The organism is Methanomicrobia archaeon (genome assembly GCA_016930255.1).
Lineage (GTDB): Archaea > Halobacteriota > Syntropharchaeia > Alkanophagales > Methanospirareceae > JACGMN01.
In genome coordinates, this window is record JAFGHB010000082.1 from 1 (window position 1) to 16998 (window position 16998).

Below are 16998 nucleotides of genomic sequence, written 5' to 3' on the forward strand. Positions count from 1 at the left end.
ATCGCCTAATCTCAATCGGCAATGTTTTATTACATATTTCTCCAGTGACGCTGCTGAGATTTGAAGATAGACTGATTTGAACCCAATAGGGCAACAAACTATTTTTCAGCTCATCACGCAAAGCCAGATTTACATCTCCTATGAATTTTAAGCATTTATTAACAACGCCAACATTTGAGTTTTTAAGTGCTTCTATTAATTTGCCTTTTTCATGGAGATTTGATAAAAATGATTCTGAAAATGCTTGGCTTGAAGTATTTGCTGAACAATAGCGTAAAAACCACATTATGGGTTGAGCCGTGGGAGAATCGAATTTATCGGCTAAAATATTCGAATCCAATTTTGAAAGAATTGATGGAATCCTTTTAGAGGGTAAAAATTGAAATAGGTTAGCAATTGTTGAAAAAGAAGCAGATTCGGAATTTGCCTGCTGGGCTAAAACATCTTCTTCCAAAACTTCGGTTGCTGACCAGTAACTTTCATTTTGATCTATTTCTTTCAAATTCGACAACAATAACTCTATATGGATAATATATGCCCCATCTAGTTTTGCTCTGATTTTTTCCTTTTGTTCCTCGGGAGAATTCGATATTGATTTCACATATTGGGACCAAAACTCGCGCCCCTTCTTTGGACCACATGCCCATGTCAAATAATGCAGGATAGAACTCACCACCCTTATGTTGTCAACTTTAGCCATATCTAAAATGGTGGCACATGTTTCAAGATCTCCAAAAAGATTTAGCATGATATGCTTTTTTCTATTTTGAAACAGAGCCCGTAGTAACTCATAGTAATTTTCAGGAGACTTTAAGATGTACTCTTCTAAGAGTTTTGTTGTAATATCTTCTGCAGATTTCCCCTCTCTTAAAGCCGCTACGGCTTCTATTATGTAAGCAGCATCTGATGAATGTTGTAACCTATAGTAATCTCCTCCTAAAAGGTAATTAAAACCCTTTTTACAAGCTCTGTAAGATATGTTCTATCATAATCCCTTCCGTAGAAATCGACATCGAATTGAAATATTCCTGCAACCTTCAAAAGCATTTCCTCAAGATCGCCGTCTTTAAGCTCTTCAATGAAATAGTTTAATATCTCTTCTAGAACTTTCTCTTTTGGTATTGCGGAAAGAGGACCACCCATCTTGCCCCAGGTGTCAAGATACCAGTTTAACCTGCGTAGATTCAGATTTTGTTCTCCAAACTCTCTTTCTAACCAAGATTCATCCTCTTTTGTAAGAGAATATGCTGGATTCTTTATGTGAATCATACCCCGAGCCATATCTAAACCCGACTTTAGGTCCACATACCACCCATTTTCTTCCCATTCCTCAAATGGGTTTGAAATAAGACGTCGCTCATTCCTAGGGAATATCTTTCTTGAGGTAAAGATAAAGGAAGACTTGTCTTGCTTATTTGCGGATTCCATCAGTTTTGGAGTTATTTCGTCTGGTGAAAAGTGCGCATTTTCAATAATAAATAAAGACTTTTTACCTTCTGGTTTAATATAGAAATCGCATATACCGGTGATGTGTTCCCTTCTTACTCCTCGGACATCAATAAAAATCACATTCCATCCCTCCCTATCCTTATTATCTCCAACAATTCTTGCTAATACGGTTTTTCCTCTACCTTCGGCACCTCTAATGAGACAATACCGATATTCTTGCAATTTATTCTCAACATCATTAACAATGTTCTCATCTGTAAAGACACGCCCTTCCTGAATATCTCCAAAAGTAGGCCAGCCTTTATGGGGATCTTCCATCATCCTTCCAAAGCTTTCAATTCCTTCAATCATCCTTTCACCTCCGATTGCCAAGATGAAGAGTTAACTGAAATGCACACTAGAAATATGCAAAGAGTACACCGATAAAAATCATTGCAAATAAAAATAATAGTGAATAGAACTGCCTTTTTTGCATTATCAACTTGCTCTTCATGTTAGGATCGCTTGGATGGCCCGCTTGTTCCCATTCACCACGTGCGCCCTCCAAAATTACGCTCACACCAAAAGCGCCAATCGAAGATAGGGTTAGAAGATAGTTGCTTTATATATTCTATAGCAGCTTACAGGAGAATTTTTAGCTAATAATGCGGTCGTTAGAAGGTTAACCGCGAGGGAAACCAAAATGCCTGCGATAAATGTATAGACATAGGTGGTGTTGAAGTTAAACAAAAAGTACATGAATTGTTCCAATTTTTTCTTATCAAATTTTATGTGTCCCATTTTTCCCTTAACAAGTTAGATATGCGATGTACACGTAAATAATATTCCCTTTGTCCATAGTATGCATGTTTTTTAGCAATGAAGCTGTTTTTATTTTTATACTCAACCATTCCATCAGCACTAATCACCCGTATTCAAACCTGCGCTCGTCGGTCTTCTGATCCAACGGCAGAAAAATTTCAATCCGTGTATTGAATGAACACTGTTGTAACAAATCTGAGACACATGGAACAAAGCAGGAACATTTTTAACTACCGATACCGTTTTACACTGTGATGGCAGAAGGGAAAAAATCAATCCTCGATTTTTACGAACTCACGGCGAACGAGATCATGGCTCGAAAGCTCTGGGAGCTGCCGCTTGTCGAGCAAGATGCGAGTATCGACCGCGTTTTGGATGTCCTTACTGAAAGCGATCATGTCTGGGTCGTTGAAAGCAGAGAAAGCAAGAAGGTGATCGGCATCATCACCGAGCACGATATCCTGCATATCTTCTCGCCCGATAAAAAAGTCTCATTCTTCGGCTCACCAACGAAGAAGACATTACACTACGAAAGTTTTGAAAATGCCGCGCACCTCATGTCCAGAAACCCCGTCGTATGCGACCCCGAGGAAACGGTAGCGGACGTATTAAAGAAGATGGTATTCCATAGCATACGACGAATTCCCGTTGTAGAACATGACGAGCTCAAAGGTGAGATAACGCTCCATCACTTGATAAAGGAATTTCACGCGTTCTTGAAAACGCCCGGCAGGCTATAAGTAAACGAACGGAGATCGTGGAGTGGATTGGAATGGAAGCGATGAACGTCATATTGGCACTTGGCATAATGATCTTTGTCGGTTTTCTTGCGGGCTTGACATTGGAAAAGCTCAAATTCCCCATGATCACCGGTTACATCATTCTCGGCATGCTACTGAGCCCTTCGGTTCTCAACATTATACCAATCGAAACAGTAGGACAGCTGGATATCGTTACCGACATTGCCCTTGGGCTTATCGCGTACTTGATCGGGAGCAGTCTTCACTGGGAAGATATACAACGGTTAGCCAAAACGATCGTGTGGATAATCCCATTTGAAAGTTTAGGTGCGTGGTTTCTCGTTACCGTGGTGTTAGCTCTCCTAGGACCGTTCATTATTCCCAATGGAACTTTCTGGCAGACCTATTTCCCTCTAGCACTGATCATCGGTGCGGTATCCTCGGCAACCGCGCCTGCCGCGACAATGGCGATCATCAGCGAGAGCCGGGCACGAGGCCCGTTCACCACAACGCTCTTGGCGGTGGTCGGATTTGATGACTCGATTGCGGTTATTGCGTTCGCGATCGCGTCTGGCATCGCCCAACCGCTGGTGAAGAATGCGGGCAGTTTCTCCTCGTACCACATGATCAGCATTCCCGCGCTTCACATTGCTGGATCCATAGTGGTTGGTGTTATCTTTGCCATTACGTTAGTCTACGTGCTCAGACTCTTAAAACGGCGCGAATTCCTTGTTGTCGTGATTGTTGGCACGATCCTGTTATGTACCGGCGTTTCCGATTTCTTGGGGCTTTCCTCTATTTTGGCTAATATGGTGCTCGGCTTCGTCCTTGTTAATAACGTAAAGCGAAAGGAACTGACCACCGTCGTTGAGGAATTCGAGAACGTGATCTTTGTGCTGTTCTTCGTCTTGGCCGGCTTGCACTTCGATTTAAGTGTCATGAAACTCGCGGGCATCTTAGCGCTCCTAATCGTGCTCGCGCGATGTTCAGGAAAATACCTCGGCGTGCGAGCAGGTGCGACGATCTCTCACGCTCCGGATAACGTGAAAAACTACCTCGGCCTTGCGCTCCTACCCAAAGCAGGGGTGACCATAGGGCTCATTCTTCTCGCATCAATTGAATTCCCCTCTTTTGGCGTTCTCATGTTAAATGCGGTGTTGGCCTCTACGATCATTAACGAACTCATTGCGCCACCGTTGACAAAATATGCGCTTTCAAAAGCGGGTGAGGCACAAGTAGTTACGTGAAACCTACTCCAAGCCAACACAGGATCGCCGAACTCGAACTCGAACTCGAACGAAGACCTACCTGCATTCACAGATTATTGGCACGTTCTTTCCCAATGGGGTATTTCGCTGTAACTCTTTCAGGGCTACTGGTCTACCAATACACTTCCATCCGCTTTCTGAGTATCCTGACGAGAGATCAGGATAGGCTCGAAACAATTTTATTCTGGCGAGTTCTATAGCAGAGCTATGAAAAATCTTACGGTTGGCATATTCCACGACGAGGAGATCGGTCGGGAGCTGGGGAAGCGGGGCACGGAAAGCGACATGCTGCTGTACAACAGGAAAACAGATGATTGCATCTTCACCTTCATGCAGTCGGTGGGCGATAAGGTATCGGTGAAGAGCCAGATAATGTCCTGCATCGATGCGGCTATACTGGCCGTTACCGAGATGACGCCGGCCGTGGGGGAGACCGTACTCATGCTTGACGCGTTCGGGATTTCCCGCGGTGTTATAATCGTCCCGCCGTACACCGAGCCGAGCACGATAAACGCGCTAACGAAGGGCACGTCGCTCGAATCGTTCATCGTTACGGAACGCGATATCCAGAAGATACGCGAGATCATCGAGGGCTTTGAATCCGCACGGGACACGAGCTCTCCGGTCTCGGTCGTGGTGGATCATTCATTTCACGTCAAGGGCGTGGGCGAAATCGTTCTGGGGTCTGTGAGGTGCGGTATCGTAAAGCGGCATGACAAGCTCCTGTTGCTGCCGGACAATACGGAAGTGGTTGTACGTTCGATACAAATGCAGGATAAGGATTTTAACGAGGCTGAGGCGGGTTCACGGGTCGGCCTCGCTATAAAGGGCGCGACGGCAGAAGAGATGAATCGCGGCTCGGTCATTTGCGCTCCCGGCAGCGCTAAAACGGGCACAGCACTAACGCTCTCTTTTGCGCCGAACCGCTACTATGCTGCGGGCATTCGGGAAGGCGCGTTCCATCTCACGGTGGGTATGCAGACGATCCCCGTAAACGTTACCGGGATAAACAACGGCACCATAACGATCGAATCAAAGAAGCCGATGGTTTACACACCCGACGGCACATTCCTCCTGCTGGATCTCAACGCCAAGAAGCTGCACGTCATGGGTAAAGGACAGGCGATAGAAAGCTCCTGACGTTCTTTTTATCAATGCGTTTTCGTTTTCACGCTCAGCCCTGCGTAGCATCATCCAAGCGGGCAAGAATATGCGCACGAAGATCGCCGGGTACAAGTGCCGCGGTGACATGCCCCTTTTCCAGTGTCGTGATCCTGCGTTCACCGTAGCATGGTCGTTGTCGATCGTATCGAATAATCTGATCGTGACGCGCTAATAGCGGATACACATTATCGGTCTCTACCTGTTTGAACGCGTTCTCGAAATCGAGCACGCGTCTGAGCACCGCGGGATTCTCCTGCGCAAGTCGTCCGGTCATCTTGCGGTAAATGGATGTCGTAAAGATGTCTCCTAACGCGGCACCGGCGAGCAGGGGCACATAGACATCAGCCGTATTGTAGTACGCTCGATGGATGTTCGTGATCCAGCCGCCCAAACTTATGCCTGATACCATCACACGGGGACACTGCCGTTGCTTGAGATACAACACCAGCTCGTCGATTACTTTTACCGAGACGGAGAGCATCGCTACAAAGTTCGCGAGATCGCCGAGTTTCGTTACGTAATACGTTATCGACGTTCGATGAAATGGCGCACAGAGAGCAATCAAATTAGCCTGAATGGGTTGTTTTGTCCGCAAGAAGATGTTCTTGAAGGTCGTGGGGCTCCCTCGCCTGAAGTCGAACGGGCGTTCGTTGCTACCGTGATGATAAAGTATCGTTGCATACTCGTCGCCTTTCCATTGGGTGATATAAAATGCGGGATCCAAGTTCCCCACGAGTGTATCGGCACCCACTTCGTACTTACCCTGACCCGCGATCTCAGGCAGTTGCACGACGGTGTTATCAAGATGCTCCACAAGCGAAGGGCACTCTATGCTTCTACTGAAGAACTTATGGCTCCGCAATGCTGCTCCGGAAAGGCTTACGGTAATGATGTCCAGGATCGCATGTACGTTCATCGGGCAATCGTCTCAAACTTTTAACTTAACGTAGGCTACTGTAGGCGCTCTTCGCAAATATAGCATACCTATCTTCTTTCGTAACAGGCCTCTGATAGTGACCTATCCCCCGTACACTCGAAATTCTATCCCCTTTATCATGCCAGTTATTTATACAGTATACTCACTATATATCCTAACTATCTTGTGTACTATGATGCCGCCCACGCAGAATCACCAAGCACTCACTAAAGTCTCCGAGTTAACCTCGTATCTCCTATGCCCTCGGCTGGTGTATTTCAGTGCCCGCGGCTATGAAGGGCAGAAACGCGCGGAGGGAAACGAGCGGAGCGTAATCGAGCATATCCTGTGGAAGGAACTAGGGTTCAATTTGCACCTCGTTTACCGTGGAGAGGACGAAGAGAGCGAAGCCGATGGGAAAACAGAGGAGGAGGCTGTAAAACGAGTGATCGAGGATATCGTGGACGGTGTGACGTGGATTTATAAAGACGAGCTGAAAGATGTGGAGAATGAGCTGTTTGAAGCGGTAAAATCAGATTTCCTGACGGGTATAGCAAACAGCGAGTGGCTCGGTAAACTCAGAACCGAAACTGGGCTGGCAGAGCTGGAGCAATCCTACGGCTATGAACGTGAACACACGACGGTATCGGAGAGGATAGGCCTGATCGGCAGCGTGGATAAGCTGATTCGGGTCAGTGAGGAGGAGTTTGTACCGTGCGTGATAAAGACGGGCAGATGCCCTGAGTACGGTGTATGGCGGAGCGATCGAATGCAGCTGGCGGCGTATGCCATGCTGATCGAGGAGGAGTTCGGAACAACGGTGCAGCGCGGTTTTGTGGAATATATACGAACCGCGACCATTCGCGAATCACACATAAAGAAGAGGGATCGCGCGCTCGCATTTCAGGCATTGAAGCACGTGAAGAAGATTAAGGGCGGTGCGTTCCCCGAGAAAGGCGCGAATGCGCCTTGCGATAACTGTGCCTTCCTCGATCGCTGCGAGACGAAGAAGACGCTGCTTTCTAAACTGTTTAAATGAAAAAACTCTCCCCGTTGAGTTATATACCGCTCTCCTTCCTTTTTATCATTCATTTGTATCCAAAAAACACTTTTTCGGATACAGCACCTATTCATGATACTTTTAAGCAGGGGCTGGGAAAATTTAAGAAAGGAGGATATATTGAAATAAACTATGGATCTACCAATTGTAAGAGATATACTTGTTTCCATCGCAGCTATAATTGCTTCGTATGTGGCGATTAAAGGGCTCGATGTTTGGCGTAGGCAACTTAAAGGGACAACGGAGTTTCAATTGAGCGAGCAAATATTAGAGAAAAGTCATAAATTACAAGATTCGTTGAGATCCGCGAGGGGGCCGTGGATGCCTGAAGGAGAACTGGGCCTAAGAGAACAAGAAACAAAGATAGATAAACATGAAAGTTCTGATGAAAGGAGCCTAAAGAACGAATGTTATGCTTTATGGAAACGTCTCGACCCAGTATCAGACGCTGTATCTGAACTGAAAATCATTAAATTTAAAGCAAAGGCTTTACGGGGAGAAGAAGCCGTACAAGAGGTAGATGCCCTTATTAAAAAAGCCTTTGAATTGCGCACTGCTCAGAATTTGTATTGCCATTTAAAATTTCATGATTTAAAGAGGCACCCCTATGATGAGAAAGAACTATTTAAAAAATACCGAGACATTGTATACTGGACGGATAAAGACGATAAGTATTCAGAAGAAGTAGAGAATATTATTTTAAAAATCGAAGAAAAATTTCGTCCCTATCTGAAATAGTAAGAGTGGAGGCAATTTTAGAGTTCTTAATCAGATATTCGATAGTTGCAGTATATGTGACTAAAATATGTTTACAAAGATACCAGATCAATTCCCGTAAATCTCGTAGCTATCCTTCTATTTAGAACTGTGCAAAATAATATTTAGTACATCTATGTATAGCATCTTCATAATTTTTACAGGGAAAGGAAGAAGGAAGGGGTAGAGCCTGCTAATCTAACCTTCAACAAACCTTCAATTCCTATCACTAAAGAGTGTTAGAGCAATGAGCTGCTTCTAATTGCCTTTAGACCCGTTGCTACCTTCGTGACCGCATCTGCTTGGTCAGTCGTTTGAATTGCTCCGACGGCTCAGCCCTCCCGGCGGTACTGAAATCGACGGCTTCTGCAATGCCCCTGATCCGCTCCCCCGGGATCGATGCAACCATAATCGCGGGATCCCACTGCTCGAGCCTCCGCGCACTGATATCGCCAACCGAGAGGTTGAAGTTCCCAGACACCAGCGGGTAGGTGATCATGCTCCAGCAGAGCGCCCCTCGCATCTCCATCGAGGGCGTCTTGCCGTCCCAGAACTGATTTAAGGTGATGAGCCGTGATGCCTGCTCTGAGTTGACAAGCAGAAGGACGAGATCCGGCAGAAATAGCCCCTTTCGTACCGGATAAAGGAAAACCTTCTTCGAAAGCCCCACGGGCGGTTTTGCCAGCTGCTCAACCTCTGCGTTTGACCGTATCGCGGTTTTAACGTCAATCCAGAGCTTTTCGCCTTCAACAAGCATCTTCCATGGGATTGATCTCCGCTGCGTGAGCCCGATATGGCTCTTTCCGCCGTGACAGGCGCAACTCCCCTCGGAAAGCATGATGACTTTACCCTCCGCGGCATTGAGTATCGCTCCGCACACCGCGTAACTTTCCGGTTCGATCGCAACGCCGGGGTCTTCGTCGGTGTACTTTACCCCCACCGGCTCTTTCTCGATACCCAACGCTTCGACAATAATTCCAACGTTTTTTATAAATTCATCCATCATCATCTCTCACCCCTTAAAGGTGGTAGTATATCTCGGAATTTAAATATTCCGCTACGTGAATGTTTTTTACGGTAAAGACCGTCGCGTCGTGGTTCATGTCAAACAACTTAAAATTAAGTAAAGAGAGGACGTATAACTTTGTGACTGCATATCTCTCCCGCATCGTTTATTAACGGAGACGAGAGCGGACTTCACGTTGGTGATGAATGAAAAAGAGGTGCTGAATGAAGATGGAAGAGCGAGGTATGAGTAGAGAAGCGGTAGAGTCGATACTTCAGGAGAAGAAGCTGAAGGATCTCTCGTACGAGCGGATTTTGAGTTCGATGTGCACGTATCCGCACGAGATAGCGGTGTATGCACATCGGGTATTTCTGGAATCGAATCTGGGCGATTCCGGGCTGTTCCCGGGTACAAAGGAGCTGGAAGAGAACGTTGTTCGGATGATCGGCGGGCTGCTGGGCAACGAGAACGCTTCTGGCTATATGTCCACTGGCGGAACGGAATCGAATATCCAGGCGATACGAGCGATACGGAACAGGAAGAGGAAGGAAGGCCTGCGCGCTATGAACATCATCGTGCCGGCGACCGCTCATTTCTCGTTCGAAAAGATCGCGGACCTCTTGAGCCTCGAAGTACGTCAAGCCTCTTTGGATGACCTGCTGCGCGTGGACGTGAACTCGGTAGAACGCTTGATCGATGGCAAGACAATCGCGCTAGTCGGGATCGCAGGAACGACCGAATTCGGTCAGATAGACCCGATACGGGAACTTTCGGATCTCGCATTGGAACGGGACCTGTTTCTGCTGGTGGATGCTGCATTTGGCGGGTTTGTGATTCCGTTTCTTGATGTGAAGTATGAGTTCGATTTCTCGCTCGACGGCGTAAGTGCGATCACGATAGACCCGCATAAGATGGGCATGAGTACGCTCGGCGCGGGCTGTCTCTTGTTCAGGGACGACTCGTTTTTAGACGAATTGGCCGTGGCAACGCCGTATTTGACGACCAAAGGCCAGTGCTCATTGACCGGTACGCGAAGCGGCGGGTCTGCAGCGGCTACGTATGCAGTGCTCAAATATCTCGGTAAAGAAGGCCTGAAAAAGATAATAGACAAATGCATGCGGCTCACGAGGCTGTTAGTAGCTGGCGCAAAGCGTATCGACGTTTATCCGGTCATCGAGCCCGTGATGAACGTAGTAACGCTGCGTTTACCAGAGGCTGAGGTGGATCGGATAGCGAATGCACTCGGAGAGCGAGGATGGCGCGTTTCTGTGACACGCAAGCCAAAAGCGCTCCGATTGGTAATCATGCCACACACCGATGAAGAAACGCTAAACCTGTTCATAGAAGATCTGGAGGATGTGGTGTAGAATAATAGCTTTATTCTCGTCATCCTACAAAAAGCCCCAGCCTCTCCACCTCCGATTGAAATCGGAGGCATCCCCGTTGTTTCATTTCCTCCTTCTCAAAAGCATGCCACAGTTTGGGATATGATTTATTTTACGTATATATTTAGTTTGCCCTTCTCCTTTTTAACCTTTAGGTCTTGAGTTCCACCATTGTTGATTTTTAGAGTTGCTTTTTCCTTTTCCTCATCAATCGTTATATCAGCCGAATTTTCATCTGTAAAAATATTGATAGTTTTACCGTCATCGGTTTTGTGGATTTCTGCATTTTTTGCCCACCAACCAATATAGGGACAATCACAGAGAAAATTTAGGAGTCTATTATTGTCTCCCGGAACATCATTCCAGCTAAATAAATAACCCGGATTTATACACCCTTTTTTATCATTATTCCTGCACCAACCCACCCTCTTGGTTGTTATATAGTAATCCCAATAATCTGTGTAAACAACATCATGACAACGAACAAAGTAAAAATAAAAGCCGAGTAAAGCGTGTACCATCAAAAACGGCATAATCCATATAAATTTGTTAAAGAAAAGCATATACATAGCATACATTATGAATATTAAGAATACGCTTTGAAGTAATTTATCTCTCGTGCTTGTCGGATTGAAAAGTACATCATTTTCTTCGTAGCTCACCCCACAAAGTGGTAGTGCTTGCTCTTCTAACACCCTCGCATTTTTTCCCTGTTTAATTTCTAACCCCATATCCAAATCGTCTTGAGACATATCTCCTCCTTCCTTCATAAGCCTCATCCTCGCCACCCATGAATGAATTCGGGTACACCCCCGTTTGCCGTAGGAGGAGGTATTATCCCTTTCTTCTCCTAATTAGATATACAGCCGTCAATAGTCCTGTAATTACGAATAATGCTTCAAACCCTGGGACTCTTTCTTTTGGTGGGGATGATGGAGATTCTTCTTCATGGGTCGGCGTTACTGTTGGTGTAGACATCAGGGTTCCAGATGGCGTTGGTGTGAGTGTAGGAATGTCGCCAATTTCACCAACCGTCATTACCCAAACTGACACATTAGATTGCCGAGGTACTTGTGACATTTCACCTACGGGATATGTTATTTTTGTCCCATCGGGACTCCACAATACTCCAAGAAGGGTTTCTAGAGTACCCCTCGTCGACACCAATTTTTTATCTTGCGTTCCATCGGCATTTATTACATGAACATCTCCCGAGCCGGATACATATACAATCATTTTTCCATCTGGGCTCCACGAACCATATCCATTATTAGGAATTGGCCAGTATTTTCCACTTCCATCTGCATTCAGTACCACTACCTCATTTTCAACAACTGACGTGATCGTGGTCAGTTTTGTACTATCGGGACTCCATTTTGAAAACATAAAACTCAATGTATTTGAGTCTGTTATAAGGGGTTTTTTCTCGGTTCCATCGGGATTAACAATCCAAACAGAACCCTGCCACAGTTCTTTTTTGTCATGTTTATCGTCCACAGACTGATATGCTATTTTAGTGCCATCATGATTCCATCTAGGAAACCAAGCGCCTGACGCCAACTGCATATTATTTGCTCCATCTGCCTCTGTTATCCAAGTGCTAACTTTTTCCCATTGATATTTAACTGTGCCCATATATACTATCTTTGTGCCATCAGGACTCCAAGAAGGTGATAACGCGTCGAATCCCGCATTTGATGCCAATTTTTTCTTGTTGCTTCCATCCGCGTTCATTATCCAAATATCACGGTTAGCATTTGATGTTTCTTTAAATACATACGCTATCAGTTTTCCATCTGGACTCAAGGAAGGATTCATAGCTCTTTGAGCCAGTTCTTTCTTTTCGCTTGTTTCAGTATTCATTCTCCATATCGATGCAGAATCGCAGTCATCCTCCCAAGGAGCTTCAAGAGGCTTTCCGTATCTCGTATAAACAATTGCTTTGCTATCAGGACTCCAACTAAAATCGGATCCAATAAGAAAACCGGTCTCCCTATCCCCTCTCGCTGAAAATTCATCACATTTTATTTTTCCAGTTCCGTCTGCATTCATTACACCTAAAACAAGATTGTTGTATACATCACGGGAGATTGTGCTGTCTTCTAACACCTCCTCTTCTTGAAAAGTATTTTCCACTGAGAAATATGCTACCTTTGTACTATCAGGACTCCACGAAAAAACACACTGCCACCATGAAAAACTTTTTTGATCCCATGGCTCAGGGGTTAATTGTTTCACCCCCATATTTGTTATAGTTGCTGTATCGGGCGCTGATACTAATGGTAACAAAATCAACAAAATGACTATTACTATTATAAAGCCATTTACAAATCTTATCACCAAATCAAATTTTTCATTCATCCCATTTACCCCCTTTGTAAAAACGTTACATACTCCGTACTTAAGATACGGAGCCTGTAACAGCAAAAAATTTGGTATAAAGCGTTATGTCGCCGATTTTGTATGTCTTCCTTCTCTTTCTCTTCATCTATCATGACCACCGGTACCGTATCATCTTTCTCATAATACCCCTTCTGCCCGACATGTATTTTCCACTGCATCCCTCCCTTGCCCCACCTTCTTCGCTTCGACCAGCCCATCTCTCTTCAAGATAATAATGAACTGAAATGGTATAACAGTATAAAAAGTTTTCTATTGTAGATAATGAAATGTTTTATGTTCATATAAAAAATATCTTTAAGTCTTATTTTTACGCAAACGCTTTTTCTAAAAGGGTTTAGTTGAGAAAATAAGACGGCATAGAATAAATCGAACTTGAAAGCTCGTGATGGCCATTAAAATCGAGAAAGAAGAAAAATATCGCGATGAAGTTTTGAAAAGGGTAAGGAGAGAAGAGATTGAATCTAACAAATCATTTGGCCTAGGGGTTGAGAAGGGGCGATATCGAATGGGAGCAGTACGTTTTTGAATCAAGGTTACGTTTTATTCCGAAAAAACCGACGTGAAGAACATCTTCACAAACTCATAATTCCTCCTGATGCTCTCCTGTCCTTCGAGTATTCCCCCATGCCCCGGCAGGAGCACTTCAGTATCGAGTGCCGATACCGTCTCGATCGAATTTTTCAACTCTGCCAGATTGCCAAACGGCAAATCGGTTCGTCCGACACCCTGCTCAAATACCAGATCGCCACAGATCAAGATCTTCAGATCCCAGGAATAAAAGCAAATGCTGGCTGGCGAATGCCCCGGCGTATACAGTATCTTCAGTTCCGTACTTCCCAGGCTCAACCGATCTGCAAGCACGATATCCGCACGGAACTTTCTGGTTATGCCCATGCCGAGGGTATCGCGCGAGCCCTCATCCATAGCCTCAAGATACTCCACCTGTAACGGATGAAGCGCAACCTTCGCACCCGAAATCTCTTGAAGCGCCGCTACTGCGCCACAGTGGTCGGGATGGAGATGCGTAATCGCGATCACATCTATATCGCGTGGCGCAATTCCATCGTCCTGCATCGCGTTCAGTCGCGGCTCAAGGTACGGTTCCAAGCCGGGGTCTATGAGCACCGTGAGTTCGTCCTGCAACACGTACGTGTTCGCATCAAACATTCCGCGCTCCCTGAACCAATACACGCCGTCTTTGATTCTCATGCTCTCCATCCCTCCTTACGTACTTACTTACGGGACTAGTAAAATACTGAGAACGATCAATCCCGACTCAATGAGCGCAGCAATGAAAAGCAGCGGTAAAATCAAGCGGAGATACACCCGCAAGCCCTCAACCAGCGTTATTCGTAACTGCCGCTCCCTTCTCGGCTTCAACGCTTCGCGTGCTAGTTTCAAACCGATCGCCACGCTGATGAAATAGGCGGGGAGTTCAAACATGCCATGCGGCACCACGGCGAGAAAGACAAGCAAACCCTCTTCGCGCGCCAGCCAGCCAAGTAGCCCGCCATTGATCACCGCGGAGAAGAGCGGGAAAATGCCCAAGAGCGGCCCGGTTATCACATTAAGAAAGCAGGTGAAGGCGTTATTGATGAAAATCACGAAGAAGAAGGCAATAAAAAGGATCCATGAAGGATACAACTCGGTGAAATCCTCGATACCCTCACTGAGCTGCTCAAGCCACGCTAGCGACTCGCTGAATACCTCGCTCAGGAACCCCATATACCCCATGGCAATGGCACCAGCGAAAAGGATACAAACGAAGAGGATATAAAATCGCAGAGAATAAAGATATCCTCGCAGTTCTAGTTCTTCTCCCATTTTATTGCGCTGTCTTGTAGGTTTGTACTCCAAACATATATAGTTACGTCGGGTGGAGAATGGCGATCGTGGTAGCTAGCGTGACGTGCTGAAAAAGAACGCGTATTTTACACAAACGTTATGCCCCAATCAACACGCTTCTGCTCCCGGAGACTTTGCACCTAAAATAACGTTTGCACCTTTATTCAACGAAAATTAGTATTTAAAGTGCAAAGCCGCCGCGGTTGCTAGCTCTTCACCGTGAAAAAACCGGAACCTACACGGATTATGAGCCATTTGATCTCCTCATTCGTCAGTTTTACCATGCCATCCGAAGGCATGGTGTCGCGAAATGATATCCGTACTCTACATGCACACAAAAATTTCGAAAGCTTTAAATATACGCCGCTTAAATGTAGCTAATATACAACCGTTCGTTGTTGTAGATTAAAAAACTGATTTATGAGGTAGAAAAAACGAATAGAAAAGTCATAATAAGCTTAATAGCGATTGCAACGGTTATCGCGGTGGCACTCTTCGCAGGATGCGTCGAGGAAGAGGAAACACCAACAGCAACACCGTTACCAGAACCTAAATACTCTTCCGGGGATGTTATTGCCGAGAAGAATATTAATGAAGATATGGCAACTCTCGTTCTGGACTACGATCCCGAGACAGACGAATATAAGACGACTTACATCAATAAAGTTGATGGAGTATGGTTGTATCGAGCAAAAAGCGATCACGAGAAATGGTGGGATAGAGAATTTATGGAGGAATATAAACCTGTGAAATTAGCCTCTGTTGATCTATCAGAAATTATGAGTTGGGATGAATACTGGGAAGGGGGTGGTTATGAAGAAGTACATGCAACGCCTACACCAACAGCAACGCCAAAACCGACTTCTACGCCGACGCCTAAACCCAAGAAATGGCATTCCGTCACTTCATTCTCAGGCAGCGGAGATAAGACAACTTCGTCATTCACAATAAAAGGAGACGAATGGCGGGTGGAATATGAGGCGAAAAGTGACAAGCCTGAATATGCGGGCTTTGGCGTACACGTATATCGCAAAGGGGCAACAATGTCCGTTAGTTCCTGGGATTGCTTCCAAGAGGAATGCAGCGATACGCAGTACATCTACAGAGGGGAGGGGGATTACTACTTTGAGGTGATTGCCGCTAATCTCGATAGCTGGAACCTCAAAGTAGAGGATTACTATTAACCCTCTTTTTTCAGGCAAAGATAAACTGTTCTAGACTATCTCGTATTATCCTGTGTTACAGTATGTTACAACCCCCTAAAATCTCTTATCCAGCAACTTTAAGCCCTCTCATCTGTATTATCGCTTAATACGGAGTGTTACGCCGTTAAAAACCGAAAATCTTTTATATCCTCAGTCCTTTAGTTATACGGGGGTGGGAAAATGGAGAAAATAGAAGAGAAGACGCGAGATGTTTTAGAGAATCTATCTCCAGAGACACAAGCAGAATTGAAAGAAATCGCAGAGAGCCTCAACGGTGAAGAGTTGTTCACAGCGTTTGGTATGCCTGAGATAGATGAGTTGCTTTGGCTCGCTGCTAATACCGAGGAATGAGTGAAGGCTTAAATAGTAGATAGCAGGACACCGCGCGGGGGCGGTCATATAGGGCTGCCCCCTTTTCCTCTTTCGGTAGTTAAGTGGACAGTTAACTGTAAAAGAACGCGTATTCCGTCGCGGTCGGCAACCTGCGCCGTAATCGCCGTACATCCTCGCGATGAATGAAGATCTCGTCTGCCGCTTCGCTCTCTATCTTTTCCTCTTTCTCCAATACCAGCCGTACGATCTCGCAATCAAGCTTTCCATGCACTTTTGCCATCCCTCTGCCGTAGTCGGGCGTCAACTCGATGTAAATCGGCAGTCGCAATTGCTTATGCGCCTCTTCCGGGACGAGCCGCGCGAGCTCTTCCACTTCCTCACGCTTTATTCGGTTAACCGATCCATCTCGTCCCCTCACCGCAGGTTTATCCTCCTTGAGCAGCGCGAACAGGGTCTTCCGCTCGGCGGGCAAATGCTTGTTGAGTGCTTGCGCCGCCTTCATGAAAACTTTATCGTCGAATCCGCCTTTCATCACTTAGTACATTGAGCACGGTAGGATTTCTACTTTTAACGTCAATAAGGCTTTGCACCTAAATTCACGTTTGCACTTTTATTCCTCAGTTCTTGGATTGGGCAAAATCTGTATTCATAATTCACTCAGTCATCG

General features: G+C 45.6%; 17 protein-coding genes. 8 read left to right on the plus strand and 9 right to left on the minus strand.

All coding sequences use genetic code 11. The features are described 5' to 3' along the window. Both JW878_10705 and JW878_10710 read right to left on the minus strand, forming a co-directional pair. The coding region (locus tag JW878_10705) for a hypothetical protein (protein ID MBN1763520.1) at window positions 1-700 on the minus strand (700 nt) is incomplete at its 3' end. Between the two features lie 236 nt (window positions 701-936). Then, window positions 937-1800 (minus strand): hypothetical protein, encoded by an 864-nt coding sequence (locus JW878_10710; protein MBN1763521.1) that lies wholly within the window; start codon window positions 1798-1800, stop codon window positions 937-939. Between the two features lie 704 nt (window positions 1801-2504). On the opposite strand from JW878_10710, the gene JW878_10715 reads away from it, so the two are divergent. The 3 genes from JW878_10715 (at window position 2505) to JW878_10725 (ending at window position 5398) form a co-directional block, all read left to right on the plus strand. Further along, on the plus strand, window positions 2505-2990 hold the full coding sequence (locus JW878_10715) for a CBS domain-containing protein (protein ID MBN1763522.1): 486 nt from the start codon (window positions 2505-2507) through the stop codon (window positions 2988-2990). Between the two features lie 32 nt (window positions 2991-3022). After that, entirely contained in the window at window positions 3023-4237 is a 1215-nt protein-coding gene (locus tag JW878_10720) for a cation:proton antiporter (GenBank protein ID MBN1763523.1), read from the plus strand. A 228-nt stretch (window positions 4238-4465) separates the two neighbouring features. Then, window positions 4466-5398, plus strand: a complete 933-nt coding sequence (locus JW878_10725) for a hypothetical protein (protein MBN1763524.1) — start codon at window positions 4466-4468, stop codon at window positions 5396-5398. A gap of 34 nt (window positions 5399-5432) precedes the next feature. Here the strand turns inward: JW878_10725 and JW878_10730 are convergent, their stop codons facing one another. Further along, complete coding sequence (locus JW878_10730; protein ID MBN1763525.1) at window positions 5433-6338, minus strand: hypothetical protein; 906 nt, start codon at window positions 6336-6338, stop codon at window positions 5433-5435. Between the two features lie 184 nt (window positions 6339-6522). On the opposite strand from JW878_10730, the gene JW878_10735 reads away from it, so the two are divergent. Together JW878_10735 and JW878_10740 are read left to right on the plus strand one after the other, a co-directional pair. Beyond that, on the plus strand, window positions 6523-7377 hold the full coding sequence (locus JW878_10735; protein ID MBN1763526.1) for a Dna2/Cas4 domain-containing protein: 855 nt from the start codon (window positions 6523-6525) through the stop codon (window positions 7375-7377). A 153-nt stretch (window positions 7378-7530) separates the two neighbouring features. Beyond that, window positions 7531-8136: a hypothetical protein gene (locus JW878_10740; GenBank protein MBN1763527.1), complete on the plus strand. Its 606-nt coding sequence runs from the start codon at window positions 7531-7533 to the stop codon at window positions 8134-8136. Between the two features lie 298 nt (window positions 8137-8434). On the opposite strand, the gene JW878_10745 is transcribed toward JW878_10740, so the two are convergent. Next, a complete protein-coding gene (locus JW878_10745) occupies window positions 8435-9157 on the minus strand; it encodes a DUF169 domain-containing protein (GenBank protein ID MBN1763528.1) in 723 nt (240 codons plus the stop codon). 233 nt (window positions 9158-9390) lie between these two features. Here JW878_10745 and mfnA point away from each other — a divergent pair, with 233 nt between their 5' ends. Next, window positions 9391-10527: a tyrosine decarboxylase MfnA gene (mfnA, locus tag JW878_10750; GenBank protein MBN1763529.1), complete on the plus strand. Its 1137-nt coding sequence runs from the start codon at window positions 9391-9393 to the stop codon at window positions 10525-10527. A 125-nt stretch (window positions 10528-10652) separates the two neighbouring features. Here the strand turns inward: mfnA and JW878_10755 are convergent, their stop codons facing one another. The 4 genes from JW878_10755 to JW878_10770 form a co-directional block, all read right to left on the minus strand. Continuing rightward, window positions 10653-11315 carry a hypothetical protein gene (locus tag JW878_10755; protein MBN1763530.1) on the minus strand — a complete coding sequence of 221 codons (663 nt, stop codon included), beginning with the start codon at window positions 11313-11315 and terminating at the stop codon, window positions 10653-10655. Between the two features lie 64 nt (window positions 11316-11379). Further along, window positions 11380-12906, minus strand: coding sequence for a PD40 domain-containing protein (locus JW878_10760; GenBank protein MBN1763531.1), 1527 nt, complete (start codon window positions 12904-12906; stop codon window positions 11380-11382). Window positions 12907-13488: 582 nt separating this feature from the next. Beyond that, the gene (locus JW878_10765) at window positions 13489-14166 is read right to left on the minus strand and encodes an MBL fold metallo-hydrolase (GenBank protein MBN1763532.1); all 678 of its coding nucleotides are present in this window, start codon (window positions 14164-14166) and stop codon (window positions 13489-13491) included. 18 nt (window positions 14167-14184) lie between these two features. After that, window positions 14185-14772: a stage II sporulation protein M gene (locus JW878_10770; protein MBN1763533.1), complete on the minus strand. Its 588-nt coding sequence runs from the start codon at window positions 14770-14772 to the stop codon at window positions 14185-14187. A 506-nt stretch (window positions 14773-15278) separates the two neighbouring features. On the opposite strand from JW878_10770, the gene JW878_10775 reads away from it, so the two are divergent. Further along, window positions 15279-15977: a hypothetical protein gene (locus tag JW878_10775; GenBank protein ID MBN1763534.1), complete on the plus strand. Its 699-nt coding sequence runs from the start codon at window positions 15279-15281 to the stop codon at window positions 15975-15977. A 201-nt stretch (window positions 15978-16178) separates the two neighbouring features. Beyond that, complete coding sequence (locus JW878_10780; GenBank protein MBN1763535.1) at window positions 16179-16349, plus strand: hypothetical protein; 171 nt, start codon at window positions 16179-16181, stop codon at window positions 16347-16349. A 91-nt stretch (window positions 16350-16440) separates the two neighbouring features. Here the strand turns inward: JW878_10780 and JW878_10785 are convergent, their stop codons facing one another. Next, entirely contained in the window at window positions 16441-16863 is a 423-nt protein-coding gene (locus tag JW878_10785; GenBank protein MBN1763536.1) for a DUF61 family protein, read from the minus strand. Window positions 16864-16998 lie beyond the last annotated feature (135 nt).